General features: G+C 54.8%; 27 protein-coding genes. 19 read left to right on the top strand and 8 right to left on the bottom strand.

The annotated features are described in order from the left end of the window. The gene (locus HVA01_RS09250) at window positions 1-342 is read right to left on the bottom strand and encodes a YbjQ family protein (protein WP_146875023.1); all 342 of its coding nucleotides are present in this window, start codon (window positions 340-342) and stop codon (window positions 1-3) included. A gap of 383 nt (window positions 343-725) precedes the next feature. Between HVA01_RS09250 and HVA01_RS09255 the strand changes: the two genes are divergently transcribed. From HVA01_RS09255 to HVA01_RS09265, 3 genes are all read left to right on the top strand, one after another. Next, the gene (locus tag HVA01_RS09255) at window positions 726-1,379 is read left to right on the top strand and encodes a DUF1523 family protein (protein WP_146875024.1); all 654 of its coding nucleotides are present in this window, start codon (window positions 726-728) and stop codon (window positions 1,377-1,379) included. Between the two features lie 218 nt (window positions 1,380-1,597). Continuing rightward, a complete protein-coding gene (locus HVA01_RS09260; RefSeq protein WP_146875025.1) occupies window positions 1,598-2,050 on the top strand; it encodes a tellurite resistance TerB family protein in 453 nt (150 codons plus the stop codon). A gap of 63 nt (window positions 2,051-2,113) precedes the next feature. Continuing rightward, window positions 2,114-3,091, top strand: coding sequence for a calcium/sodium antiporter (locus HVA01_RS09265; RefSeq protein ID WP_146875026.1), 978 nt, complete (start codon window positions 2,114-2,116; stop codon window positions 3,089-3,091). Between the two features lie 51 nt (window positions 3,092-3,142). On the opposite strand, the gene HVA01_RS09270 is transcribed toward HVA01_RS09265, so the two are convergent. Next, complete coding sequence (locus HVA01_RS09270; RefSeq protein WP_146875027.1) at window positions 3,143-4,333, bottom strand: TerD family protein; 1,191 nt, start codon at window positions 4,331-4,333, stop codon at window positions 3,143-3,145. Window positions 4,334-4,887: 554 nt separating this feature from the next. Here HVA01_RS09270 and HVA01_RS09275 point away from each other — a divergent pair. The 7 genes from HVA01_RS09275 to HVA01_RS09305 all read left to right on the top strand — a co-directional run bounded on the left by HVA01_RS09275 (window position 4,888) and on the right by HVA01_RS09305 (window position 11,471). Further along, the gene (locus HVA01_RS09275) at window positions 4,888-5,466 is read left to right on the top strand and encodes a TerD family protein (protein WP_146875028.1); all 579 of its coding nucleotides are present in this window, start codon (window positions 4,888-4,890) and stop codon (window positions 5,464-5,466) included. Window positions 5,467-5,635: 169 nt separating this feature from the next. Beyond that, window positions 5,636-6,805 carry a phosphoribosyltransferase domain-containing protein gene (locus tag HVA01_RS09280; protein ID WP_146875029.1) on the top strand — a complete coding sequence of 390 codons (1,170 nt, stop codon included), beginning with the start codon at window positions 5,636-5,638 and terminating at the stop codon, window positions 6,803-6,805. Beyond that, on the top strand, window positions 6,802-7,560 hold the full coding sequence (locus HVA01_RS09285) for an HAD family hydrolase (protein WP_146875030.1): 759 nt from the start codon (window positions 6,802-6,804) through the stop codon (window positions 7,558-7,560). The genes HVA01_RS09280 and HVA01_RS09285 overlap by 4 nt, the downstream gene beginning before the upstream one ends. Next, window positions 7,557-8,693 carry a cysteine protease StiP family protein gene (locus tag HVA01_RS09290; RefSeq protein WP_146875031.1) on the top strand — a complete coding sequence of 379 codons (1,137 nt, stop codon included), beginning with the start codon at window positions 7,557-7,559 and terminating at the stop codon, window positions 8,691-8,693. The genes HVA01_RS09285 and HVA01_RS09290 overlap by 4 nt, the downstream gene beginning before the upstream one ends. Beyond that, on the top strand, window positions 8,693-9,565 hold the full coding sequence (locus tag HVA01_RS09295) for an aldolase/citrate lyase family protein (protein WP_146875032.1): 873 nt from the start codon (window positions 8,693-8,695) through the stop codon (window positions 9,563-9,565). Before HVA01_RS09290 ends, HVA01_RS09295 begins: the two co-directional genes overlap by 1 nt. Before the next feature lie 209 nt (window positions 9,566-9,774). Continuing rightward, window positions 9,775-10,383 (top strand): TerD family protein, encoded by a 609-nt coding sequence (locus HVA01_RS09300; protein WP_146875033.1) that lies wholly within the window; start codon window positions 9,775-9,777, stop codon window positions 10,381-10,383. 473 nt (window positions 10,384-10,856) lie between these two features. Next, window positions 10,857-11,471: a LysE family translocator gene (locus tag HVA01_RS09305; RefSeq protein WP_146875034.1), complete on the top strand. Its 615-nt coding sequence runs from the start codon at window positions 10,857-10,859 to the stop codon at window positions 11,469-11,471. A gap of 158 nt (window positions 11,472-11,629) precedes the next feature. Here the strand turns inward: HVA01_RS09305 and HVA01_RS09310 are convergent, their stop codons facing one another. Beyond that, entirely contained in the window at window positions 11,630-12,568 is a 939-nt protein-coding gene (locus tag HVA01_RS09310) for a LysR family transcriptional regulator (protein WP_146875035.1), read from the bottom strand. A 140-nt stretch (window positions 12,569-12,708) separates the two neighbouring features. Here HVA01_RS09310 and HVA01_RS09315 point away from each other — a divergent pair, with 140 nt between their 5' ends. Further along, window positions 12,709-13,767 (top strand): SDR family oxidoreductase, encoded by a 1,059-nt coding sequence (locus tag HVA01_RS09315; RefSeq protein ID WP_146875036.1) that lies wholly within the window; start codon window positions 12,709-12,711, stop codon window positions 13,765-13,767. Window positions 13,768-13,931: 164 nt separating this feature from the next. Further along, window positions 13,932-14,876, top strand: coding sequence for a co-chaperone YbbN (locus HVA01_RS09320; RefSeq protein ID WP_146875037.1), 945 nt, complete (start codon window positions 13,932-13,934; stop codon window positions 14,874-14,876). A gap of 20 nt (window positions 14,877-14,896) precedes the next feature. Here HVA01_RS09320 and HVA01_RS09325 read toward each other — a convergent pair whose 3' ends face one another. Next, complete coding sequence (locus tag HVA01_RS09325) at window positions 14,897-16,063, bottom strand: MalY/PatB family protein (protein WP_146875038.1); 1,167 nt, start codon at window positions 16,061-16,063, stop codon at window positions 14,897-14,899. Window positions 16,064-16,100: 37 nt separating this feature from the next. Here HVA01_RS09325 and HVA01_RS09330 point away from each other — a divergent pair, with 37 nt between their 5' ends. The 5 genes from HVA01_RS09330 (at window position 16,101) to HVA01_RS09350 (ending at window position 18,526) form a co-directional block, all read left to right on the top strand. Next, complete coding sequence (locus HVA01_RS09330; protein WP_146875039.1) at window positions 16,101-16,532, top strand: hypothetical protein; 432 nt, start codon at window positions 16,101-16,103, stop codon at window positions 16,530-16,532. 104 nt (window positions 16,533-16,636) lie between these two features. Then, entirely contained in the window at window positions 16,637-17,044 is a 408-nt protein-coding gene (locus HVA01_RS09335; protein WP_146875040.1) for an acyl-CoA thioesterase, read from the top strand. Window positions 17,045-17,086: 42 nt separating this feature from the next. Beyond that, window positions 17,087-17,389, top strand: coding sequence for a hypothetical protein (locus tag HVA01_RS09340; protein ID WP_146875041.1), 303 nt, complete (start codon window positions 17,087-17,089; stop codon window positions 17,387-17,389). An 11-nt stretch (window positions 17,390-17,400) separates the two neighbouring features. Beyond that, complete coding sequence (locus HVA01_RS09345) at window positions 17,401-17,937, top strand: DUF501 domain-containing protein (RefSeq protein WP_146875042.1); 537 nt, start codon at window positions 17,401-17,403, stop codon at window positions 17,935-17,937. A gap of 46 nt (window positions 17,938-17,983) precedes the next feature. Beyond that, on the top strand, window positions 17,984-18,526 hold the full coding sequence (locus HVA01_RS09350) for an LOG family protein (RefSeq protein ID WP_146875043.1): 543 nt from the start codon (window positions 17,984-17,986) through the stop codon (window positions 18,524-18,526). A gap of 21 nt (window positions 18,527-18,547) precedes the next feature. Here the strand turns inward: HVA01_RS09350 and HVA01_RS09355 are convergent, their stop codons facing one another. After that, entirely contained in the window at window positions 18,548-19,054 is a 507-nt protein-coding gene (locus HVA01_RS09355) for a hypothetical protein (RefSeq protein ID WP_146875044.1), read from the bottom strand. Between the two features lie 32 nt (window positions 19,055-19,086). Beyond that, window positions 19,087-19,581 (bottom strand): tetratricopeptide repeat protein, encoded by a 495-nt coding sequence (locus HVA01_RS09360; protein WP_146875045.1) that lies wholly within the window; start codon window positions 19,579-19,581, stop codon window positions 19,087-19,089. Window positions 19,582-19,828: 247 nt separating this feature from the next. Here HVA01_RS09360 and HVA01_RS09365 point away from each other — a divergent pair, with 247 nt between their 5' ends. Next, window positions 19,829-20,860, top strand: a complete 1,032-nt coding sequence (locus HVA01_RS09365) for an NADP(H)-dependent aldo-keto reductase (protein WP_146875046.1) — start codon at window positions 19,829-19,831, stop codon at window positions 20,858-20,860. 155 nt (window positions 20,861-21,015) lie between these two features. Next, window positions 21,016-21,795, top strand: a complete 780-nt coding sequence (gene yaaA / locus HVA01_RS09370; protein ID WP_146875047.1) for a peroxide stress protein YaaA — start codon at window positions 21,016-21,018, stop codon at window positions 21,793-21,795. A gap of 6 nt (window positions 21,796-21,801) precedes the next feature. Here the strand turns inward: yaaA and HVA01_RS09375 are convergent, their stop codons facing one another. Together HVA01_RS09375 and HVA01_RS09380 are read right to left on the bottom strand one after the other, a co-directional pair. Further along, window positions 21,802-22,377 carry an isochorismatase family protein gene (locus HVA01_RS09375; protein ID WP_146875048.1) on the bottom strand — a complete coding sequence of 192 codons (576 nt, stop codon included), beginning with the start codon at window positions 22,375-22,377 and terminating at the stop codon, window positions 21,802-21,804. Window positions 22,378-22,491: 114 nt separating this feature from the next. Next, window positions 22,492-22,680 carry a hypothetical protein gene (locus tag HVA01_RS09380; RefSeq protein ID WP_146875049.1) on the bottom strand — a complete coding sequence of 63 codons (189 nt, stop codon included), beginning with the start codon at window positions 22,678-22,680 and terminating at the stop codon, window positions 22,492-22,494. Window positions 22,681-22,944 lie beyond the last annotated feature (264 nt).

The raw sequence follows: 22,944 nt of genomic DNA on the forward strand, positions 1-22,944 counted from the left end.
TTACGCTTTCGTCACCTTCACCGCGGTTCCTGTAGCAACCAAGAACAGCATCGACTTACCGCCGCCTGAAATCTCGCTGTAATCAAGGTCAATGCCAATCACAGCGTTAGCGCCCATCTGAGCGGCCTCTGCGCGCAATTCATCAAGGCAAGCAACGCGCGCATCACGCAAGGCGTTCTGAGATGATTTATTGCGACCGCCAAAGAAGTCGCGAAAGCCCGCGAACATATCCTTTAACACGTTCATGCCGAACACACACTCAGACGAAACAATATCGATATGGTCGGTTACTCGGTAGCCTTCAAGGTGTGACGAGGTGGTAAGAATCACTTGCTGCGACATAGATAGGTGCCTCGTTATCGGTTAATGGGTCCTGCATTCAATAAGCGCGTTCTGCATTGGCTGACTGGCTAACTATGCAGAGGCTGTCGCCTGGTGGCAATGGAAACCTTCTGAGTCGCCTTGCTGCTTTTCGCCCTTGACAGCGGCTTCCGGTGCCACTCTGCTGCCTGCTGATTCGGTCGGGGCAGAGTTGCCGACGACGCTCACGAATGTCATTATCACTGGCAGCTCAAAAGCGATTGCACTGATGGTCAGCCAATACACTGTCGATTTGCTGTGCCCATCACAGAAAACCTGCCAAAGCCTTACCGCCAAGCCCAATAGACATCGCGCTGGATAGGCACTGGTCGCTACAAACACCTTGACCCTAAGGGAAATGATCAATGAAACGCCTTGGATATGCCCTGGTTGGCGCTGTTTTGATCGCAGTCGGCGCCGCTTTGTACTATGCCCTGCCGCAGGTTGATGTCGTACGCCTGATTGGTACCGATGTTAAGCGGGTCGATACCCAGCAGAACAACGTGGACAGTGAATCCGATGGCTCCGTCAGCACCATGGATGTGTACTTTATCCTTGCCGAAAACCAGCAAGGTGATCCGCGCAATTATCGCAACGAAGATGCACTTTTGTACGGCAAATTCGATAGCTCCGACCTGCACACGCGTGCCCGCTCGATTTCACAGAACGAGGATAACCTGGTGGCCGTTCGGCATTATGGATGGCGTATTCCGATCTTCTCGATGTTTCCGAACGCCGTGAAGGTCTGGCAGGTCGAGCCGGGCTACCGTCACTTTCCGCTGTTCAACATCGTTGTCCTGACCTTGCTGGCATTGGGGGGAGTTTATGTCGCCTGGCGGGTTCGTAGCGCGGTCCGGCAACGGCATGCCCGTCGCGAGGCAGCGCGCGCCGAACGAGAAGCTCAAGCAGAGCAGGCACGTGTTGCCAGCCGTAACAACGATGACAGTCAGCGCGCGCGTGATGATTTCCTGTCGGGCAGTGACAGCTCCGGGCATCAGGAAGACAGAGGATCATCGTGATGGAACGCCACCGGCCATCTGGTCGACGAGACGAAAGATGCTGCGTTGTGTCACTATACGCTGACTGATCAATGCCTTCATACGGCGTCGTTATGGCATCAACGACTACCGCACGCCATGCTAAGTATCCGCCTTGCGGATCTTATAAAGACGCTGGATAGGCTATCTGATCAAGCCCCCTAAGTTTCAATGTTTCATTATCAAACTGGAGAAGCAACATGGCACTTGATTGGCTAAAAGAAAACGTTACTAAGGCACGGGAAAACCTGACGGCTGAGGTAGCGAAGTTCAAAAACCGTACCTTTATGGAAGCAATTGTCTCCGGCTGTGCGCTCGTAGCCGCGGCTGACGGCTCAGTCGATGCCTCAGAAAAACAAAAGATGGCCGCTTTTCTGGAGCGCTCGGACGAGCTGAAGCACTTCGACATCCGGCAGGTGATTGAAGTGTTCAACAAAGCCGTTGGCGATTTTGAATTCGATCATGCCATCGGCAAGGCCAATGCACTGCAAACCGTCGGCAAGGTACGCGGTAAGGAAGATCAAGCCCGAGTCATTGTCCGTGTCGTGTGCGCTATCGGTGCGGCCGATGGGGATTTCGATGCCGACGAGAAAGCCGTGGTACGAGAAATCGCCCAGGAGCTTGGCCTCAAGCCTGAAGAATTCGATCTATAACCCCTTCCACCACACAAACCGTCGTCCTCTCTTTTCGCCGTTGTTTATTTTTCAGGAACCAACATGCACGAACTCAGCACCTACCAACTTTCCCTGATTGCATTTGGCGCAATCGCTTTTGGCGTTTGGATGCTGATCAAGGGAGGGGATTGGACGGTCGATAATGCCGTGACGGTGGCCGGACGGTCGGGATTATCAAAGCTTTTCATTGCTGCCACCGTTCTGGCGTTCGGCACCTCAGCGCCGGAACTTTTCACCTCTGTCAACGCCAACCTGTCTGGTTTTCCCGGCATTTCGGTTGGCAACGTGATTGGCTCAAACATTGCCAACGTATTGATGGTGATTGCGGTGTCAGCCCTGATTGCACCTGTCGTCTTCAGACGCGCCGATGTAGGGCTGGACACGGTCGTCATGCTGGTCGCCACAGCAGGCATGACGGCGGCGGTAATTGCCGGCACTCTGCCAGCCTGGGGAGGTCTGGTGATGGTTATCGTGCTTGCCGGTTACGTGTTCTACCAGTACAAGGCGAGCAAGCTCGACGTAGACGAAGTGGAAGAGCACGATGCCGGCAGCCGTTTTCCGGGACTTATGCTGCTTGTCGGTATCGTCACCCTGCTGATCGGATCCGAGATTCTGGTTCAGGGAGCGGTTGCCGGAGGGATCGCCCTCGGCGTGCCCGAAGCCGTAATCGGCATGACCCTTATTGCCTTCGGCACCTCGCTGCCTGAATTGACCGCCTGTGTAGCTGCCGCTCGCAAAGGCCAGAACGACATGATCGTAGGCGGCATCATTGGCAGCAACATCTTCAATATTCTCTCGGTATTGGCACTGTCTGCCGTCGCCAAGCCTTTGCTGATCGATCCACGTTTTGCGTCCTTCGACATTTACGCCGTCGTGCTTGTAACCCTTGTTTTTGCGGCCTTCCTGCTCTTCGTAGGTAAGATCGGCCGTATAGCAGGCGGGATCATGGCAGCGTGCTATATCGCCTTCATTATCGCGCAGTACACGGTGGCTGACAGCGTACTGGCGGCGACGCTCTGAGTTAACGTATCGACAGATTGCGCAAAAGGAGGCCCGTAAGACTCGGCGTCGTTACTTAGTGCTCGCTTTCCACTGGAAGCCAAAACCATAATGGTTATCCGCTGGCTTGTGACTGCCGAAGTAGTTCACCTCTTTGGAAATATTCAGGGCCCCGTTTTGGTTCTCCAGCATCGCAATCACACAGAAGTTCTCGTTTTTACCGCTGGCGTCCATGCGGATTTCGATTTCAGGCTGATCAGGCGCTTTGATCGATACGCGTCCGTTGGTCTGCGCCCAGTTGGCAACGCCTTCATAAATGAAGGCAAAGATCATCACACGCTTGATGTCACCCCAATGCTGGCCATTCAGGTATAAGTTCTCGCCTTGGTTCACTGACCCCGTGCGATCGTCGCCATCAAGAAAGATATAGGGCGCCCTTTCCAGGCTGCCGAAGTTATTACCAAGGGCTTGAACAATCCCTTTGGTGCCGTCTTTAAACTCGAACATACAGCCAAGATCAAGATCGACGCCCCCCTGCTTGCCGCCCAGTAACGATCCAAATAGGCCTTTTTTGCTGGCGCCCGCCCCGGCGGTTTGATCCCAGTTGAGGTTCACATGGATTTTGCCAAACGTGGCTGATTTTTTCTCAAGCGAAATAGTGTCGCCCTTTTTATCCAGGGTGATCTTGCTGAGATTAATCGATAGTTTCTCCTGGGGTTTGGGAGGGGCGGGGGCCGGTGTTGGCGTGGGAGCTGGCTTGGAATTACTGTCGACATCGACGCCAAAATGCTCGGCAAGCGGCGCCATGCCGCCAGCAAAGCCCTGGTCCACGACCTTCACTTTCCACTCGCCGTTGCGACGGTACAACTCGCACACGATGAGCGACTTCTCCTGGCGGCCAGTGCCTTGCCCACTGAATTCAAACTGATCAGCGTTACCCTTAAGGTCAAAACGGTAGCCGCTTGACAACGCTGATAGCCCAGGCTCAACGGTGAGGACGAAGGCTATACGCTCAAGGTGGCCGGGCACCTTGCTCAGATCTACCGAAAATGTCGACCCATCTTTTTGTTCTACGCCACCTGACGGGTGCTTGGGTTGGTTGAAGAAGATGAAGTCATCATCGCTCGACACCTTACCGGTGTTAGCCAGCAGAATGGCTGAGGCGTCTAGGCTAGCACCTTGGTCGTTTCCCACGGCGAGACTAAACGTAAGCTGTGCGTCATTAAGTTTGGCGTTCTGCCCTGCAATCAGTTGGGTACCCATCAATTATTCTTCCCTTAACAGCGTCGACAATCGTCTAATGAAATGTTGCCGAGTGATTGATTCATTTAATGTTTACGTTGAGTGACTGCACCACCTTAGCCACATACACACCTACTTGTCCCACCCTTAAATACCTTACACCTTACGATGCCTCAGGGTTTTCAAAATTCAATTTAACGTACGTTGAACGTACCAGGAAGGTCTAATGCATTGCCGACGCTGAGCCAGCTCGAGGGCATAACCACCATTCGTCACGTTACGACGCAACTCACGGCTTATTGTGCTGTCATGAAGACAGGGCGCCTGGCGACCTATCGCTGGCTCAAACCTACCCCAATACAAGCGAGAATCTGGTATCGTTGGGGCTGGATCAGCAATCGGTATCCCATGGTCGTCAGTGGGCTTTACAAGGACGATGGCTAATAACGCTTTGCAGCCAAGAACACTAGTTTTGCTGGTGACTTCTACCCAGTTAAGGTCTGCGACAAGACCTTTCTAGGGCTAAGCGTGTGCTTAGCCCGTTTCTCTCGCAACTAATGATGAGGCACTAACACATGTCAATTTCGCTCTCCAAAGGCGGTAACATTTCGCTGAGCAAAGAATCACCCGGTATCAAGCAAATCCGTATCGGCCTGGGTTGGGATCCTCGCGTCACCACCGGTCAGGACTTTGATCTAGATGCCAGCGTTTTTCTACTCAATAGCGATGGCAAGTGCCGCAGTGATAAAGACTTCATTTTCTACAATAATCTAAAATCTGCCGACGGTTCTGTTGAGCACACCGGCGATAACCTCACGGGTGAAGGCGAAGGCGATGATGAAGTCATCAAGGTCGACCTATCCACGGTGCCCGCTGACGTCGACAAAATTGCTATCACGGTCACCATCCACGATTCCGCTGCACGTGGCCAGAACTTCGGTCAGGTTGATAACGCCTTCGCTCGTGTTATCAATGAAGACAATAATCAAGAAGTCGTTCGTTACGACCTGTCAGAAGATTACTCGATTGAAGATGCCATGATTTTCTGTGAGCTTTACCGTAACAACGGCGAATGGAAGTTCCGCGCCATCGGTCAAGGCTTTAGCGGTGGTCTGGGCGACCTCGCCTCCAAGTATGGCTTAAGCGCCTCTTAAACGAGCGTAAGAGTGGGAGCGGAGACTCCCACTCATCCAAGCCACTTACCCTAACGCGACTTTTAAATGACACTAGCTTCCGGTGTTGAGCGATGTTTGTTCTGAAAAGCTGTTTCTGGCGCGATCAAGTGGTTTTTCAGAGCCTATACACTGATTGGAATACTGTTCTATGAGCACGCAAAGAGCGATTAAAGACATCCAGGCCGGACGGCTGACGCTTATATTGACCGAAAATGGCCACCGCCTTAACGAATTAATCGCCTTTGCGTCGCGGCTAAACCCTCGTCGCGGCTACCTGTTCGTATCCCGCGTGTTGGGCAAGCATATACCAGTGCGGCCCTCTAAAATGGACGCCATTCATGCCGAGTTAGCGCAGGCCATCCAGTTACGCGGCCATACCGCTTATGTGGTGGGCATGGCGGAAACAGCCGTCGGTTTAGGCGCCGGCGTTGCCCGCCATCTTGGCAGGCTGCATGAGCATAGCGTTTTTCATCACACCACTCGCTTCCTGGTGCCTAATCCCTGGTTACGCATCCGCGAGGCACACTCACACGCTGATACGATGCACATGGCGCGCCTGGAAGGCGATGCGCTAGATGCCGTCCAAACGACTGAGGATCTTGTGCTCGTCGATGATGAGATATCCACGGGCCGCACATTGGCGCAGTTAGCCCATTCGCTAATGGGCCAACCCGAACTTTCACGGGTTAAGCGTCTACACATTGTGTCGATCGTAAGCTGGCTAGACGCAACAGCACGCGCGCAATTGTTGTCACTGCTACCGTCGAATATCGAGATTCACTTCGTGCAGCTGATGGCGGGAACCTTTTCCTTCGCTGCCGACCCAGAATATCAGGTCACCCTGCCTGATAATGTTGATGTCGATTTCTGCAATGCACTTTCCACACAGTCAGCCACACAGTCAGCGCCACTACCACTGGAGCGACAGGGGCTTTACGGCATGCTGTTTGATGCCGACGAGGCAGTACTGGAAGACGCATTTCTCTCGCGAAACCTTCAAGTCAACAAACCCCATGTGGTGTATGGCATGGGGGAATTCTTAGATACCCCCTTTCGTGTGGCCCTGGCGTTAGAAACGGCCGGTATGGATGTGCTGTTTCAAAGCTCTACACGCTCACCCATCGCCTTGGGCGATGAAGTGGCGAATCGGCTTGAGCACCCCGCTCCCGGCGATAGCAATAAAACCCACTTCCTTTACAACGCACCGCTACAGCGTGAGCCATTGGCCTTTGATGGCATCGGTCAGCCGCATTTAAGCCAAGCGCTTGAAGCCGCCCACCGTCTGCATGTTGACGGCAAACAGGAGCAAGTGGCATGAGCCGGGGCCGACTGATCCTGCTGACAGATCTCGACGATACGCTGTTCGCCAGTGAGCGGTCATTGCCCGACAACGCTGAGCGCGTTCAGCTCGCGGCCGTCGATGGCGACGGCGCCCCGCTTTCGTTTCAGACCCATCAGCAACGCATGCTGTGGGAGCTGTTCAGTGGCGCGGCCAATGTGATTATTCCGGTGACGGGAAGAACCAGCTATGCGCTGGACCGTGTGACGCTATCCTTTCCAAGAAAGTATGCCGTGGTCAGCCATGGCGCGCTGGTCACGTCTGAAGGCGACGTATTACCGGCGTGGCAATCCCGGCTGGCACCTCACGTGGATAATGCGCACCTGACCATTGGTCGGGCCTACGCTGACCTTAGCGAGGCGCTGCCAAGGGTAGCGCCGCACCTGCAGTTTACCTTGCGTCGGCTGGAAGACCTGTCAGTGCCGGTCTATTTGTCGATCAAGGCAACGGGAGCGCTGACTGTCGAGGCTCACGCACTACTCAATGAGGTTGCTCAGACACATGGGCTATCCCTTCATGCCAACACCCGTAATGCCGCGCTACGCCCTTCCTACACCTGCAAATCAGAGGCTTGCCGGTTTCTTCTCGAAGAGGTGCTGCAGCGTCAGCCAGAAGACACCGTCATCGCGCTTGGCGACAGCCTATCGGATCTACCTTTCATGACACATAGCGATTTGGCCGTGATGCCCACGCGTAGCCAAGTCTGGAACGCTGTTAAGGAACTCGCCCAATGACCGCAGTGGTCCCGTTTGCCCCCTTCTATGGCTCTTACCAGCCGGAGGACTGCCAGTTTCTGCTCACTCCGATAGTGCCAGAATACCTCTCGATTGAAGAGAAAGAGCACCGCATTCAAACAGGCCAAGCCCACTACAGTGAAATGATCCATCGTGAGGAAGCGCCAAGCCCACGATACTTGGCGTTATTCGAGACCCTTTGCGAGCGCTACGCCCCAAGACTAGCGCGTGAAGTGCGCCAGCTGGCCCACCAGTTGGTGACCGACCTGGGTGTTAGCGCCTCTCCCATTACGCTGGTCAGCTTGGTACGCGCTGGCACCCCGGCGGGCGCGCTACTGCGACGCGCCTTAGTGGATTATGAAGACCAAGCATGCCAGCACTACAGCGTCTCCATTATTCGTGATCGAGGCATCGACATCGCAGCGCTGGATTATTTGCTGGATGACGTGGGCGTAGATGCTAAGCGAATCGTATTTGTCGATGCCTGGACAGCCAAAGGCGTGATTACCCGTGAATTGCGTTCAGATATGTCGCGTTACAACACTGCCCGACGTGCCAAAGGTAAAAGCACCGTCGCTACCCGTTTGGCAGTCATTTCAGACATCGGCGGGTCGGCTGATTACGCGGCAACGTGTGAGGACTATGCCATTCCATCGGGCATTCTCAACGCCACTGTTTCAGGACTTGTATCGCGCTCGGTACTCAACCATCAAGTCCCTGAGGGTGCTTTTCATGGCTGTGTCCTCTATGCCGACTTAGCACCATACGACCAATCACAAGCGTTCATAGAGCGTGTCGCGATGCATTTATCGCAGCCGCTTGATGATGTTTCTCTACCAACAGAGGGCGAGCTCACGCGCCAGCGGTGCCTGATGCAAGAGATGCTCGCCCAGATCCAACGCCATTATCGCGTCGACGACATCAACTACATCAAACCCGGCATTGCTGAGGCCACACGCGTCATGTTGCGTCGCGTGCCGGCGCTGTTGATGGTGCGAGATACGGCCCACCCGGATGTTGAACATCTAATCCTGCTGGCTGAAGAAAAAGGCGTGCCGGTGGACGTATGCCCTGATATGCCTTTCCACGCCTGCTCATTGATCAAAGCGGTTACCAAGGCGGAGGCTATCTAATGGCGACTCCCCATTATGGCCAGCTCGGCGCCTCGCTCTATGTGCCCGCCACCCACAAATCGCTCGATCAGATTTTAGCCGTTGGCTGCCACGATGCACGATCGATCATCCTGTGTACGGAAGATGCGGTGGCACCCGATGCCGTCACCTGGGCCGTGCAGCGACTGATAAAAGCGTTGAAGACGGCCCCAGCCAAGGTGCCCTTTCTCCGCTTTGTCAGACCGCGTAACCCCTTTGTACTGCGCCAACTACTGGAGTCGTCTGATGCGGTGGCGCGCATCGATGGGGTGGTGATCCCAAAGTTTGACGACACCACCATGCCCGCATGGTGCGACGTGCTGGATCGCAATAAGCAGCTCGCCATCATGCCAACGCTCGAAACACCGGCGCTATTTCGTGAAGACAGCGCCATCGCCACCCTTAAAGCGGTGCAAGCCCTAGGTAACCCGGTCATCGCCCTGCGTATTGGCGCTAATGATCTTTTAGGTGCCATAGGCCTTAAACGCCAGCCAGGCCAAACCATCTATGACACTCCCTTGAGGTCAACCATTGAGCGGCTCATTACCATTTTCCGGCCTGCCGGGTTTGAGCTATCAGCCCCCGTGTGTGACTTGATAGGCGAACCCAGCACCCTGTCTCGTGAAGTGGCCCTGGACATCGCCTGGGGGTTTTATGCCAAGACCTGCGTCCATCCGGCGCAGGTAGCGCTGGTCGAAGAGCATTTTACGCAAGCCATGGCCCGCCAACAGCCTCAGGCCCATGCCCTGCTCAATAGTACGGAAGCGGTGTTTCAAGACAGTGGCCAGATGCTGGAAGCGACTTGTCACACCCATTGGGCCAAGCGGGTCGCTGCTTTAGAAGCCACTGTTTAATTACCCAACCAGCGAGAATCACCATGATCTATCTGACCAAAGCAGACCAGAGCGCCAGCGAAAAAGAAGGCTTTTTGGCAGCTTGTTCGGCTAGCCCCTTTAGGCCCTAGCGTAATCCGGTGGCTCTTTAGTTACCCCCAATGCGTTACCCGAATGAGTTAAACCCAACGCCGGTTCCCGGCGATCATGCAAAATATGGAGCATTCACTATGTCTATTAACCTCGCGAAAGGCCAACGCATTAGTCTTGAAAAAGAAGGCGGTGGCAGCCTGGATTACATCGAAATCGGTGTTAACTGGGGCGCAATCGAAAAGAAAGGCTTTTTTGGCAAAAAACACGTCGCCGTTGACCTGGATGCCTCTATAGGCATGTTTGATGCCCAGGGTAATTTGGTCGATACGGTGTGGTTTCGTCAGCTAGAATCGAAGTGTGGGTCTATCGTTCACAGCGGCGACGACCGCACCGGTGACACTGGCGGCGATGATGGCGAAGACAATGAAGTGATCAAGGTCAACCTGAATCAGGTGCCGAGTAACGTCACCACACTCGCCTTAGTGTTGAATTCTTTTTCGCAGCAGAACTTCGGTGAGATCCCGTTTGCTGGCATTCGCATCCACAACGGAAAAGCCGGTAGCGGCAGCGAATTTGCAAAATTTGACGTCGCAAATGACCCAACGTTCGCGGGCAAAGTGAGCATGATCATGGGTAGCGTGTATCGCCATAACAGTAGCTGGAAATTCCGCAGCATTGGTGTGGCTATTGGTGAGAAAGACCTGAAAGCATCACTGGCGGCATTTTCACGTGATTACACCAACTGAGTCGTAAACTTAAAAAACACATGCCCACCGTGATCACTGACCGGTGGGCTCAACCATTATGAAACGCATACCATCAGATGAAAAAGAGGTGCCCCGCCCACCAACAGCCGACCCATGCAGGCTTTTTCAATTATATCATTTTGATTTAATTACTTATTTTGAGGGTATCCGTCAGGGTTCACGCGCCATTATTACGTCAATCTCTGATAAAAAAGTGATTACATTATGCACAACGAAGGCGGCATATAAGACAGCCAGTCTCGCAAAGTCTGGCGCCTCTTAATTAATGCTGATTATAGTCGAATGATGAATGGCTAAATGTAATCTCAATGATAGACCAGAGACGGTTTAACTTTGAAGAGCTGCAGACAATCTGTCCAGAAAAAATTATACATAATAATTAGGCAAGACCTTCCATCGCTTAACCGCTAATATACCCCTTGCAAACGAATGAATATTCGCAAGGAAAAACAATGTCAGTCAGCATCTTAATGGCATTTTGGGCTGTTTCAATTTCACTAATCATGGCACCAGGAGCAGACTGGGCCTATGCTATTTCAGCGGGTCTACGCGAGCGGGCATTGGTACCCGCCGTAGTCGGCATGCTATGCGGTTACTTGGTAATAACCTTAGTATTCGCCGCGGGTATTGGTGCGCTAGTCGCCAGTATTCCTACGGTTCTTTCCGTTCTGACAGTACTAGGGGCAGGTTATTTACTATGGCTTGGCATTAATATTATTAGTCACCCCGCTCAACCTATCGCAGATAATAAACATACACCTAATACTGGGTTAGGCTGGGGCATTCGTGGATTCATGATCAGTAGTATGAACCCTGATGCATTGGTGCTGTTTCTAATTTTACTACCACAGTTCACAAACCGTGAAAGCGCATGGTCAATTTCAATGCAGATCACTGCGATGGGCTTTGTTCAAATAGTCAACTGTGCTTTCGTTTACTTTCTAGTTGGCTTTGCTTCGAAAATTATTCTAGCCACGCGACCTCACATAGCACACCGCGTTAGCCAATTCTCTGGTGCAGCAATGATTATAATTGCATTGCTCTTAATAGCTGATCAGGTTTGGTGATGAATATATAAAAATCGCCCGACCTTACGGTTAAGCGGTAAATGATGCGAATTAGAGCTTTTTGATTGTTGGATGTGTAGTGGCATAGTGAATTTGGCCACCTAATTAGAGATGCTAATATGCACCGAGAAACCATCACCGCGGGCAAGGTATCGGTTCTAATCCAGCGTTAGTTTACGCCAGCGATCCCAGTGCGGCGTGGGTCCGACCATCTCAAACAGATGATCCAGAAATGCACTCACCTTCCGCGTATGTAGACGACGTTGCGCATAGAGCACATGGATATCCCGCCTGCCCGGCATAACCTCGCACTCCCACGCTTCGAGCACAGGTAACAACGTACCCGAGGCCAGCTCGTCTGCAATCAGCCAGGTGGGAAACATCACCAGCCCCTGCCCCATTAATGCTGCGCGCACCAAACTCTCGGCATCGTTGCTGTAAAGGCTGCCGTCGACTTTATAAGTGCAGGCCTGTGACTGATCGGCAGTATTGAAATACCAGCGCTGGCGGCCCATTTCGCCCTGGTAGAGCAGGCAGTCATGCTGGCTCAGATCATCCGGGCGGGTGGGCGTACCACAACGTTGCAAATAGTCGGGGGCAGCGGCCACCACATAATTCATTGGCGCTAAACGGCGCGCCACCAAGGTGGAATCCGCCAAGGCACCGACGCGAAAGGTAATATCGATGCCTTCGCGCACCGGGTCGGTCAATTGATCGGTGAGCATCAGTTCGGCTTTGATCGCCGGGTAGCGGCGCTGGAAGTGGTGCAGAATCGGCACGATTTGGCGCTGGCCGAAGGCCACCGGAGCGTTAAGGCGCAGCACACCGCTGGGCTCAGTATTGGGTGCCATCAGCGCTTCAGTCGCCAGGTCGAGCCGCTCAAGAATCTCGCGAACTTCCTGATAGTAGCGCCAGCCCGCTTCGGTCAGCGTCACGGCGCGGGTGTGCCGGTAGAACAACTGCTGCCCTAGCGCCGCTTCTAAAGTGGCGATCTGACGCGAGACAGAGGACACGGCGCGATGAAAATGTCGTGCGGTGGCGGTAAAACTGCCGGTCGCGGCGACGCGTTCAAAGATACGTAGCGCATTGAGATCCATCAAGTTGCTCCTGATGCAATAAAGATTTGCGATTTTTCTAATTGTAGCAATGATCATCAAAGACCAAACTGCTTTTCATCGGGCACGAGCACATGCTCTTCACCCGTTCCGAATCTCTTGTCTGCATTAAGGAGTTAACGATGCGCAAAGGCACAGCACTTGTAGTCGGCGCTACCGGCATTACCGGCGGCAATCTGGCCAGCTATCTCGCCGCTAGCGGATGGACCGTTTACGGTTTATCACGTCGCCCCTCTCAACAAGAGGGCGTCATTCCCGTCGCCGCAGACCTGCTCGATCGTGAAGCGACGGCTAAGGCACTGGCGGGCTTACCGATTACTAACGTTTTCTACTGCACCTGGGTACGCCGTGACAACGAAATGGCCAATGTCGAGGCTAACGGCGCGATGATGCGCAACCTGCTAGACGCTTTGCAGGGTGCAAACGTGGCGCATGTCTCGTTGGTCACCGGCACCAAGCAGTACCTGGGCGCCTTCGAGAACTACGGTAGCGGCAAGACCGAGACACCGTTTCGTGAATCAGCGCCCCGCGTACCGGGTGAGAACTTCTACTACACCCTCGAAGACATCATGTTCGCAGCGGCGGAGCGGGACGGCTTTAGCTGGAACGTGCACCGCCCGCACACCGTGATCGGCTATGCCCGCGGCAACGCGATGAACATGGGCGTAACGCTGGCGGTTTATGCCTCTATCTGCAAAGCAACAGGCAAGCCGTTCGTTTTCCCAGGTTCGCAGACCCAGTGGAACGCTTTAACCGACCTAACCGATTCGCTGGTGTTGGCGCGGCAGATGGAGTGGGCGGCAGCATCGCCCGGCGCGCATAACGAAGCCTTTAACACCGTCAATGGCGATATTTTCCGCTGGCGTCGGCTATGGAATGAAATGGGTGAGTTTTTCGGCCTTGAGGTGCCGGACTGCCCGGAAACACCGCAGCCGCTTGAAACGCAGATGGCCGACATTGCGCCAACCTGGGCAGAGATTGCCAAGCAACACGGGCTAATCGAAGCTGACGTTTCCAAGCTGGCTTCCTGGTGGCACACCGATGCCGACCTGGGGCGCGAGCTTGAGTGCGTTAACGACGTGACCAAATCCCGCGATTTCGGCTTTGACCACTTCCGCGAAACCCGCGCGGCGTTTTTCGACCTGTTCGCTCGCCTGCGCGCGGAACGCATCATTCCTTAAGCAATACCAGCAGCAATACCAGCCACATTGTCAGAAAAAATAGTGCTACCAGGGCGTGTATCATCGCGCCCTGGGTTTTATTTCCCCTCCTTTCCTTGAATCCTACCGGGCATGCCTGCATATCATGGGGAACTACTGTCCATTTTTTGATATCGAGTCTTCCCATGCAGATTATTGATCCCCGCTCAGGTGAACCGCTGACTGCGGATACCGGAACTACCGACGCCCCCGCGCCGGATGCTGAACAGGCAGCGGTGCGCCCTGAAGATGTGATTATCGAGCTCAATGCCGGCAATATTCAGCAGGTGCTGGAAGCTTCTATGAAGGTGCCGGTGCTGATGGGCTGCTACTCGCCAGCCAACGCTGCCAGCAATACCCTGTTAACGGTGCTGGATAAGGTGGTGGTTGAGTACGCGGGTGCCTTTCTGCTCGCCAAGCTCGATATCGACGCCAACCCGGAAATTGGCGGCCAGCTGGGCGTGCAGTCGGTACCCGATGTGAAACTGGTCAGCCAAGGCGGCTTGGTTGATGGTTTCCAGGGCGCGCTGCCAGAGAAGGAAGTGCGCGAGTGGCTCAACCGCTACTTCCCAGCGCCTGGCGAAGCGCCGCCCAGTCCTGAAGAGCAGGCTGAAGAAGCGCTCAATGCAGGCGATACCGCTGCCGCGCGTGATATCTATCAAACGCTGATGGGCCAGTACCCAGAGTATTATCCCTATCAGGTGGCGTTTGCCCGCGTTCTGGTGGCCGAAGGGCGCACCAACGAGGCACGTGAAGTAATCGACAACCTGCCGCCGGAAGAGCGCGACGCCGTGCCCGCGCGGGGCGTGCGCGCCAGCATCGAATTTAGCGAGCAAGCACCGTCTGCCGATGAGATTGCAGCACTGGGCGAACGTACCGATAGCGAAGCGCAGTACCAGCGCGCGCTGCGCCAGATTGCCGATGGTCACTACGATACAGGGCTGGAAGCGTTGCTTACTTTGATGAAGCAGGACCGCGCCTACAACGATGACGCAGCGCGCAAGACGCTATTGCAAGTATTTGATGCGCTAGGCGCCGACCACCCGCTGACCGTCGCCTACCGTCGCAAGCTCTTTGCCATGCTCTACTGAGACCGGTTAAAAACGCGTCTTCAATCCCGCTTCAGCACTAGATCCATTCGCGACAACGCCGCTTCCAGCTGGGTAGCGGTGGTGCCAAAGTTAAGCCGCACAAAGCCGGGGCTGCCAAAGGCCGCCCCGTCAGAGAGCGCGACTCCTGCCTCGTTGAGCAGCGTCTTATGCGGCGCGGCGCCCAGCCCCGCCTCGCGCATATCCAGCCACGCCAGATAGGTCGACTCCGGCGCACTTAAGTGTACGCCCGGCCACGTGGCTACGCGCGCCTGCAGCGTCGCACGGTGTTCACGCAGCACGCTCAAAAGCGCCTGACGCCACGGCTCACCGTCTCGATACGCGGCTTGTGCGGCGACCAAGCCTAATACGTTGCCGTCGGGCAATAACCCCTTGGTCGCTGCTGCAAAGCGCTGGCGTAGCTGAGGGTCGGAAATCACCGCGCAGGCGCTGGTCAGCCCGGCCAGGTTAAAGGTTTTCGACGGTGCCCAGAGGGTGATCGTCCGCTTTGCCAGTTCTGGAAACATGGCGGCTAAGGGGCGATGGCGGGCGCCTGGGTCTAATAGCAGGTCGCAGTGCAGTTCGTCAGAGACTACCCACAGATCGTGACGCTCCGCTAGCTCAGCCAGTCCAGCAAGCTCCTCATGCCGCCATACGCGCCCCGTCGGGTTGTGGGGATGGCACCACAGCAGCAAGCGGGTTCGCGGCGTTATGGCGGCCTCCAATGCCTGGATATCCAGCTGCCAAGGCTCGCCGGGGGCTGCTGGCTCGGCCAACGCCGCCTGCTGAGGCAATCGCCCGGTACGCTCAGCAACGGCCAGAAACGGCGGGTAGATAGGCGTTACAGTTAGCACGCCGTCGCCTGGCTCGGTTAGCGCTAACGCCGCCAGGTGCAAAGCAGGCACTACGCCAGGCAGCCACTGTTGCCACTCAGGCTGAATGGGCCAGTCGTAGTGACGGGCACTCCACTGGCAGAGGGTTTCTGTTAACGTAGCGGGTACTTCGCCATAGCCATAAATGCCATGGGCCACCCGTGCCTGCAAGGCATCAATGACGGCGGGTGGGGAGCGAAAATCCATATCGGCGACCCATAGGGGCAGCACGTCAGCATCGTAGCGGTGCCATTTTTGCGATGCCCAGCCACCTTTGGGATGGCGTCGTTCCACAGGCGTGGCAAAATCGTAGGCCATGAAAAAACTCACTCATTCAATAAGGGTTATGCCAAGCATGCCGCAAGATGACTTTTATACCAAGATGCGGGCAGGATTGCCGGCGCTGTTGCGGCAGTGGCGGGCACTTGGCCAAGCCGATGCGGATCGCTTGGCGTTGATTCTCGCAGAGACTGCCCGCGTGGCAAAGCTAGGCGAACCCGAGGTCACGCCCAGCGGCGCGACGCTGGATCATTGGAGCACCGCCAGCGCTGAGGATATTCCGCTCTGGGCGCCACGCACCGCGGTCTTTTTGCTCAATCAAATGCCTGCTCGCCCGCTCCCCGATAGCGACGCTGAAGCCTGCGCCTGGGCTTACTGCTGGCTACGTAACCGCTCGTTTGATTCACTGCAAGCGGCCCATGACGCACTCCCAGAACACTTAAAAGCGCCATTGCAAGAGGCTCTAGAGGCTGCTTGGCGTGACCAGCAGGGGCTGCGCTTGGTCTAAGACGTGCCAACGTCAGGTTTGACCAAGCGCCTGCTTGAGCTAACCCTGAACACTCGCTGCTAATCCTTTTTATTAGAACACGTTCATTAGCACAAGGACTTGCCATGTTCACCCGCACCATTGAGCCCGCGTTTTATGACACCGATGCCTTAGGGCATATCAATAACACACGCCTGCCTGCGTGGTTTGAACTTGCCCGCAATGACCTGTTCAAACTGTTTACGCCCGACTTAAATCCCCGGCATTGGCGCTTGATCATGGCACGCATGGAAGTCGATTACCGGGCTGAACTGTTTTATGGTCACGATATCGAAATACGTACCTATTTAACCCGTTTAGGTAATAGTTCGTTTACGGTGACCCAGGAAGCACGCCAGCACGATAAACTGACGAACCTGGGTCATACGGTTATGGTGCAGTACGACCACCAGGCCAAATGCGCCATGCCGATTGAGGGCGATCTGCGAGAAACGCTCACGTCGCATCTGCAAGATGCACCTGACCCCGCCTGATTGACACTACCCCGCGCTAACGAGGCAACAGGAGCCGACACAATGGCAATCCGCTACAACCTCTGGATAGACCCTGACAACGTCGCCCAGCACCGCGCTGTCGAAGCCGACCTTGAGCGCTATTTTGTCGAGCGCTTTGCCGACTATCCGCATATCCGCTTGTTTGGCGCCGACCCCTACGATTATGATGCCCCTTTCAATCGCCTTTACGACGTACTGATGGCACGAGCCGCCGAATACTGTGAGCGGACGTGGTGCTATGTCGCGTCGCCCGAACAGCTCAATCGCTGCTTTTTCCGCGCCGTTGGCCGCTCGACTAAATTTGTTCAAGACGACCGTTCGTGAGAGACCAACCGATGGTGATACGCACCAATCAAGCGCCTGACGAGCATCAGCTCGCTATCATTGCCCATCAGCTCGGCCGCGCACCGCGCGGCATTGAAGCAGTGGCCGCCACCGACAGCCAAGGCACCCCGCTGGTACTGCGCATGGCACCGATTGTCGATGGCAAACCTTTCCCCACGCTGTATTGGCTCTGCTCAGACGTACTGAAGGTAGAGATTTCTCGCATTGAAGCCGTGGGCGTTATCAAATCGCTTGAGCAGCGCCTGCAGGAAGAGCCCGAATTTCTCGCCGCTTACCAGCAGAGCCATCGCGACTATGTGGCCGCCCGCTGGGGCTCTATGAGCGCTGCTCAGCGTGAAGAGGTGGCTAAGTTAGGTTACACCAATGTGCTGACCGAGCGCGGTATTGGCGGCATTAGCAACTGGCAGCAGATTCGCTGCCTGCATACCCAATACGCTCACCACCTGTGCGGCGATAATGTAATTGGGCAATGGATGGATCAACATCATCAAGTAGACCGCTTTCTGCCTTCAGAAACGTCTCCTTGAGCGTCTTTTTAGCTACGTTCATTTTTAAAGACAGGGAAGCAAACAAATGGCTCGAATTTGCGTTTATCTGGGTTCACGTGAAGGCCATAGCCCCGCTTTTCGTGAAGCAACCAATGCCTTGGGGCGCACGCTCGCGGAGCGCGGTCACTCGCTGGTGTATGGTGGCGCGCGCGTTGGTCTGATGGGTGAGCTGGCCAACGCGGCCCTGGCGGCAGGCGGTGCAGTAACCGGCGTGATGCCCGATCACCTAGTCGAGCGCGAGCAGGCCCACTTTGGCCTGAGCGAGTTGATTCGGGTGCGCAATATGCACGAACGCAAAGCCACCATGGCGGCCAATGCCGATGCGTTTATTGCCTTGCCAGGCGGGATTGGGACGTTTGAAGAGCTATTCGAGATATGGACCTGGGGCTACCTGGGGTTACATGAAAAACCCATGGGCTTGCTGAATATCGATGAATTCTATTCACCGCTGCTAAGCTTTTTAGACAACACCGTTAGCCACGGTTTTTTAACATCGACGACGCGCGATATGCTACTCGACGCCCCGACACCCACTGAACTGCTTGATACGTTAGAAACCCTGCTATAGCGCTATCACCAAGCGGGGTAACTAGCGCTGCTCGGTCAGCCTGCGGGTATGCTGATAGGTCAATTGCAGCAAGCGGGCATCTTCCCCTGCCCGGTGGCGGTGGATGCCCTGCTCGGCGATCATCGCCTCTTTAGTATCGCTCCACAGCGCCTGCTGCTCCTCGCTAAGCAAAATTCTTAATGCCTCAAGGCGAAAACGCGGCAGCATACCGGCATGATGAAACAGTAGCGACAGCCAGGTATTATCGTAGCCCCAACTATCGCTGTAGGCCTTGCCCAGCTCGCTCATTTCATCGTTAAGCCATTGGGCGACTTGGCGCACCGGATAACCCTCCTGAACCAATCGGTCACGGGTGATGCCGTGCAGCAGCTCAGCCTTGGGGTCCCAATGTGTCCACTCGTCCAGCGGTTGAATAAGGAAGGCACAGCAGCTTCCATCGGCACGCGCAATGCCGACTTCAATGGGGTAGCTGCCGCGCCCAAACCCGGACGCTTCAATATCTAGTACTGTGGGTAGCGTCTCAGACACAACCTTCCTTCCTCAATCAAACCGCAGTCGCGTCATGCCGCAGCCACGTCGTTTAGCGTCTGCTGTTCAGCCTGGCGCTGCCAATAAGCCGCTCGCTCACTATCTACCGCCAAGCCTAGCTCACCCAGGCGGTAAGCCCGGGCAAGACGCTCGGCAGCTAAATAGTGGCCTGACTGAGCAGCACGTGCGTACCACGTGACCGCATAGTCTTCGCGGCGCGGGTACTGAATACAGCCGTGCTCGTGGATTTTCGCCAACTGATACTGGGACTTTATATCCCCGGCTTGCGCTGCTTCCAAGACGTAGCGCGCCCCTCGGGCTCTGTCCTGGGGCGTCTGACTGCGATGAAACAACATATGGCCGTAAACGGACAGCGCATCGGGATGCCCTGCCTCTGCACAGCGCTTAAACAAGCGCATCGTTAAACGCTGGGTGCGCGGTGACCGCGGCAATAGCCAGCGATTATGAAACAGCCGTTCAGCCAGCCGAAACTCTAGCCGTGTAAACAATGTTGATGCCTGCAGCATGGCAAACCACCCTGCCTATCTGGTTGGAACCTTGGGCCAGCAGTGATATTAACAATAACCGCCAACCACACGAGAAACCGGCCTTTAGCCGGTCGATGGGCTGGCAAGCATACGCCTGCCTTTGCAACGACTCAACCCCATAATTTGCTGCTTTTGATGAGCCTCGCTAACATGCTGTACACACGCCGTGAACCACTCTGGTAATGGCTGCTTATCTGGTGGCAATTTCGCCTTAAAGGAGATGCAAATGCAAACGCGCCCACTTGGCAGAACCGGCCTAGAGGTCAGTCGACTCTGCTTAGGCACGATGACGTTTGGCGAGCAAAATAGCGAAGCCGAAGCCCACGAACAGCTTGATCGCGCCGTGGCGTTTGGGATCAACTTTATAGACACCGCTGAAATGTACCCTGTTCCGCCCATGGCTAAGACCCAAGGGCTTACCGAACGCTATATCGGTAGTTGGCTAAAGCAGCGCGGCTCCCGGGACGATGTCATTGTTGCCACCAAGGCCTCGGGTCCAGGCCTTGAGCATATTCGCGGGGGGCCACGACTCACCCGTGAGCATATCCACCAGGCGATCGACTCAAGCCTTGAGCGGTTAAACACCGATTACGTTGACCTCTACCAACTGCACTGGCCAGACCGCCAAACCAACTTTTTTGGCAAGCTAGGCTATGTACATAGTGAAGAAGAAGATTCAACGCCGTTGGAAGAGACGTTATCAGCGCTGAAAGAGCTCGTCGATGCGGGCAAAGTGCGCGCCATTGGGCTCTCCAATGAAACCCCTTGGGGGGTAATGCGCTCGCTGCAACTGGCCGATAAGCTGGACCTTCCGCGCGTCGCCTCCATTCAAAACCCCTACAACCTGCTCAACCGCTCGTTCGAAGTAGGCCTGGCTGAAATAGCCCACCGGGAAGAGGTGGGTCTACTCGCCTATTCGCCACTCGCTTTTGGCGTACTCTCAGGCAAATACCTCAATGGCGCCCAGCCCGCTAAAGGGCGCTTGACGCTGTATGAGCGCTTTAAGCGCTATACGTCGCCAGAAGCCGAAGCGGCCACACAGGCTTACGCGGCTCTTGCTGAGAAACACGGGCTAGATCCTGCGCAAATGGCGCTGGCGTTTGTGAACTCACGTAGTTTCTTAACCAGCAATATCATTGGCGCGACCACCATGGAGCAATTGGAAAGCAACCTTGCCAGCGAAAGCCTCAAGTTGGACGATGAAGTGTTAGAGGCAATCGAGGATATTCACCGCCACATGCCCAACCCTTGCCCTTAAGACAAGCCCTTAAGACAGGTGCTTAAACGTCTGAGCCGTTAGCTTCAACCCGCTATCGCTGCTATAGCCTCGGTCTTTGCCGAGGCTTGGTATACTGTTCTTATTTATTGACAGCTTTCATACAAGGGCATTATCGACGGCCCCAGGAGCATGCGATGTTGAGCGTTATTTCTCCAGCGAAAACGCTGGATTTTGAAACCCCATCGACCACCGAGCAGGTGTCACAACCCGACTTTCTGAAACACAGCCAGGCGCTTATCGATATTTTGCGCGACTACTCCCCGCAGCAGATCAGCGAACTCATGGGCATCAGCGATAAATTGGCGGGCCTGAATGCGGCACGCTTTGCGCAGTGGCAACCTCCGTTTACGCTCAACAATGCAAAACCCGCCGCCCAGGCCTTTCAGGGCGACGTTTATACCGGCCTGCAGGCGGAGAATTTCACCGAGGCCGAGAACCATTACGCGCAAACGCACCTGCGCATTCTTTCCGGCTTATATGGCCTGCTACGGCCCCTTGATTTGATCCAGGCCTACCGCCTGGAAATGGGCACCAAGCTGCCCAATAGCGCTGGTAAAGACCTGTATGCCTATTGGAAACCCATTCTGACGCCTGCACTCAATGAGGCCATCGCTGAAAGCGGCTCCAACGTGCTGGTTAACCTTGCCTCGAATGAGTATTTTAAAGCGGTGGATACCAAGCAGCTTAATGCGCGGGTCATTACGCCGGTGTTTAAAGATGAGAAAAATGGCAGCTTTAAAATCATTAGCTTCTACGCCAAAAAGGCTCGCGGGCTGATGAGCGCCTGGCTGATTCAGCAACAGGTCAACGACCCTGAACGTCTTAAAGGGTTTGACGTCGCTGGCTATCGCTTCGATGCGGCGGCTTCCCAAGGAGATAGCTTTGTTTTCACCCGCAAAGAAGCGGATCGCTAAAGCGACCTAGAAAAACTGCAGGGAGCGTGACGAGCGTGGCTTGAGAAAGCGCCGGTGCGCCTCTTTAAACAGTGCCGTATCGCAGCGGTGCAACCACTCATAGGCGACCATATCCGCGGATACCGCCACCGCCCCGCTTGCGCAAACCCGTTCCCGGGCAAGCACCACCTCTTGCGGGCGGCGACTGGCACACGCCTCACTGAACCAGTACAGTTCGTAGCCTGCTTCTAACAACCCTAACCCCGTTTGCAGCACGCAAATATGCGCTTCCGTCCCGCACAGCACAATTTGTGTTTTTTCCGTTGCGTTGAGCGCTTCACGAAACTCGGCTTCTGCCATGGCGCCAAAATGCCGTTTTTGCCATAGGCGGTAGCCAGTTAGAGAAGCCAGTAGGGCTGGTTCAGTGGCGCCTAATTTTTCCGGATTTTGCTCGGTCAGCCATACAGGCACCTCAAGCAAGCTAGCCATTTCACCTAGCCAGCTCGCTTCGGTGAGAGCTTCTTGACCACCATTGATCGCAGGCAGTAGGCCCGCCTGAAAATCAACCATTAACAGTAAGCTTTTGTCGCGCTGTAGCTGCACGTTGCATCCTCAATTTTTATCGTGATTTAGGCTACATAATAGACGTAATACAAACAATAAAGCAGCCGCTCTTCAGCGACTGCTTTTTAACTCAACTATTTTCAACTATTCGACTTAATTCTCGGCGGCATCTTCCATATCTTCGCCAAGCTCTTCCATATTTTCACCGGCCTCTTCTGCAGCGTCATCAATGTTTTCACCCGCTTCTTCAGCAGGACCTTGATCGTCGCAAGCCATCAACCCGCCTGCCATCAAAGCCATTAATAGTGCGATGGCTAACTTCTTTGCTAGTGGCGTCGTCATACCGTTTCTCCTCCTGAGATTTTACTTCTGGATACGTGCAGCATAATACTAGATGCTGCGTAGCAACAATGCCATGTGAAATACGCAATCTGTTGTTATAAATATATTTAAAAAGACTGTTTTAATATCATAAATGACTATAGCTTCATGTACTAGTGGAAGGCTGTTTTAGCTCGCGACCAATCAAGCTTCCAGCTCAGTAGGTGCACTGTGGCCTACAGACCTTGTGGGAGGGAGCTTCAGCTCGCGACAGTTTTTGTGTTG

It is taken from the genome of Halovibrio variabilis, assembly GCF_007991175.1.
GTDB lineage: Bacteria > Pseudomonadota > Gammaproteobacteria > Pseudomonadales > Halomonadaceae > Vreelandella > Vreelandella variabilis.

Excerpts from the sequence above, each read along its gene's own strand:
- HVA01_RS09250 (WP_146875023.1), bottom strand. The coding sequence starts at position 342 with ATGTCGCAGCAAGTGATTCTTACCACCTCGTCACACCTTGAAGGCTAC.
- HVA01_RS09255 (WP_146875024.1), top strand. The coding sequence starts at position 726 with ATGAAACGCCTTGGATATGCCCTGGTTGGCGCTGTTTTGATCGCAGTC.
- HVA01_RS09260 (WP_146875025.1), top strand. The coding sequence starts at position 1,598 with ATGGCACTTGATTGGCTAAAAGAAAACGTTACTAAGGCACGGGAAAAC.
- HVA01_RS09265 (WP_146875026.1), top strand. The coding sequence starts at position 2,114 with ATGCACGAACTCAGCACCTACCAACTTTCCCTGATTGCATTTGGCGCA.
- HVA01_RS09270 (WP_146875027.1), bottom strand. The coding sequence starts at position 4,333 with ATGGGTACCCAACTGATTGCAGGGCAGAACGCCAAACTTAATGACGCA.
- HVA01_RS09275 (WP_146875028.1), top strand. The coding sequence starts at position 4,888 with ATGTCAATTTCGCTCTCCAAAGGCGGTAACATTTCGCTGAGCAAAGAA.
- HVA01_RS09280 (WP_146875029.1), top strand. The coding sequence starts at position 5,636 with ATGAGCACGCAAAGAGCGATTAAAGACATCCAGGCCGGACGGCTGACG.
- HVA01_RS09285 (WP_146875030.1), top strand. The coding sequence starts at position 6,802 with ATGAGCCGGGGCCGACTGATCCTGCTGACAGATCTCGACGATACGCTG.
- HVA01_RS09290 (WP_146875031.1), top strand. The coding sequence starts at position 7,557 with ATGACCGCAGTGGTCCCGTTTGCCCCCTTCTATGGCTCTTACCAGCCG.
- HVA01_RS09295 (WP_146875032.1), top strand. The coding sequence starts at position 8,693 with ATGGCGACTCCCCATTATGGCCAGCTCGGCGCCTCGCTCTATGTGCCC.
- HVA01_RS09300 (WP_146875033.1), top strand. The coding sequence starts at position 9,775 with ATGTCTATTAACCTCGCGAAAGGCCAACGCATTAGTCTTGAAAAAGAA.
- HVA01_RS09305 (WP_146875034.1), top strand. The coding sequence starts at position 10,857 with ATGTCAGTCAGCATCTTAATGGCATTTTGGGCTGTTTCAATTTCACTA.
- HVA01_RS09310 (WP_146875035.1), bottom strand. The coding sequence starts at position 12,568 with ATGGATCTCAATGCGCTACGTATCTTTGAACGCGTCGCCGCGACCGGC.
- HVA01_RS09315 (WP_146875036.1), top strand. The coding sequence starts at position 12,709 with ATGCGCAAAGGCACAGCACTTGTAGTCGGCGCTACCGGCATTACCGGC.
- HVA01_RS09320 (WP_146875037.1), top strand. The coding sequence starts at position 13,932 with ATGCAGATTATTGATCCCCGCTCAGGTGAACCGCTGACTGCGGATACC.
- HVA01_RS09325 (WP_146875038.1), bottom strand. The coding sequence starts at position 16,063 with ATGGCCTACGATTTTGCCACGCCTGTGGAACGACGCCATCCCAAAGGT.
- HVA01_RS09330 (WP_146875039.1), top strand. The coding sequence starts at position 16,101 with ATGCCGCAAGATGACTTTTATACCAAGATGCGGGCAGGATTGCCGGCG.
- HVA01_RS09335 (WP_146875040.1), top strand. The coding sequence starts at position 16,637 with ATGTTCACCCGCACCATTGAGCCCGCGTTTTATGACACCGATGCCTTA.
- HVA01_RS09340 (WP_146875041.1), top strand. The coding sequence starts at position 17,087 with ATGGCAATCCGCTACAACCTCTGGATAGACCCTGACAACGTCGCCCAG.
- HVA01_RS09345 (WP_146875042.1), top strand. The coding sequence starts at position 17,401 with ATGGTGATACGCACCAATCAAGCGCCTGACGAGCATCAGCTCGCTATC.
- HVA01_RS09350 (WP_146875043.1), top strand. The coding sequence starts at position 17,984 with ATGGCTCGAATTTGCGTTTATCTGGGTTCACGTGAAGGCCATAGCCCC.
- HVA01_RS09360 (WP_146875045.1), bottom strand. The coding sequence starts at position 19,581 with ATGCTGCAGGCATCAACATTGTTTACACGGCTAGAGTTTCGGCTGGCT.
- HVA01_RS09365 (WP_146875046.1), top strand. The coding sequence starts at position 19,829 with ATGCAAACGCGCCCACTTGGCAGAACCGGCCTAGAGGTCAGTCGACTC.
- yaaA (WP_146875047.1), top strand. The coding sequence starts at position 21,016 with ATGTTGAGCGTTATTTCTCCAGCGAAAACGCTGGATTTTGAAACCCCA.
- HVA01_RS09380 (WP_146875049.1), bottom strand. The coding sequence starts at position 22,680 with ATGACGACGCCACTAGCAAAGAAGTTAGCCATCGCACTATTAATGGCT.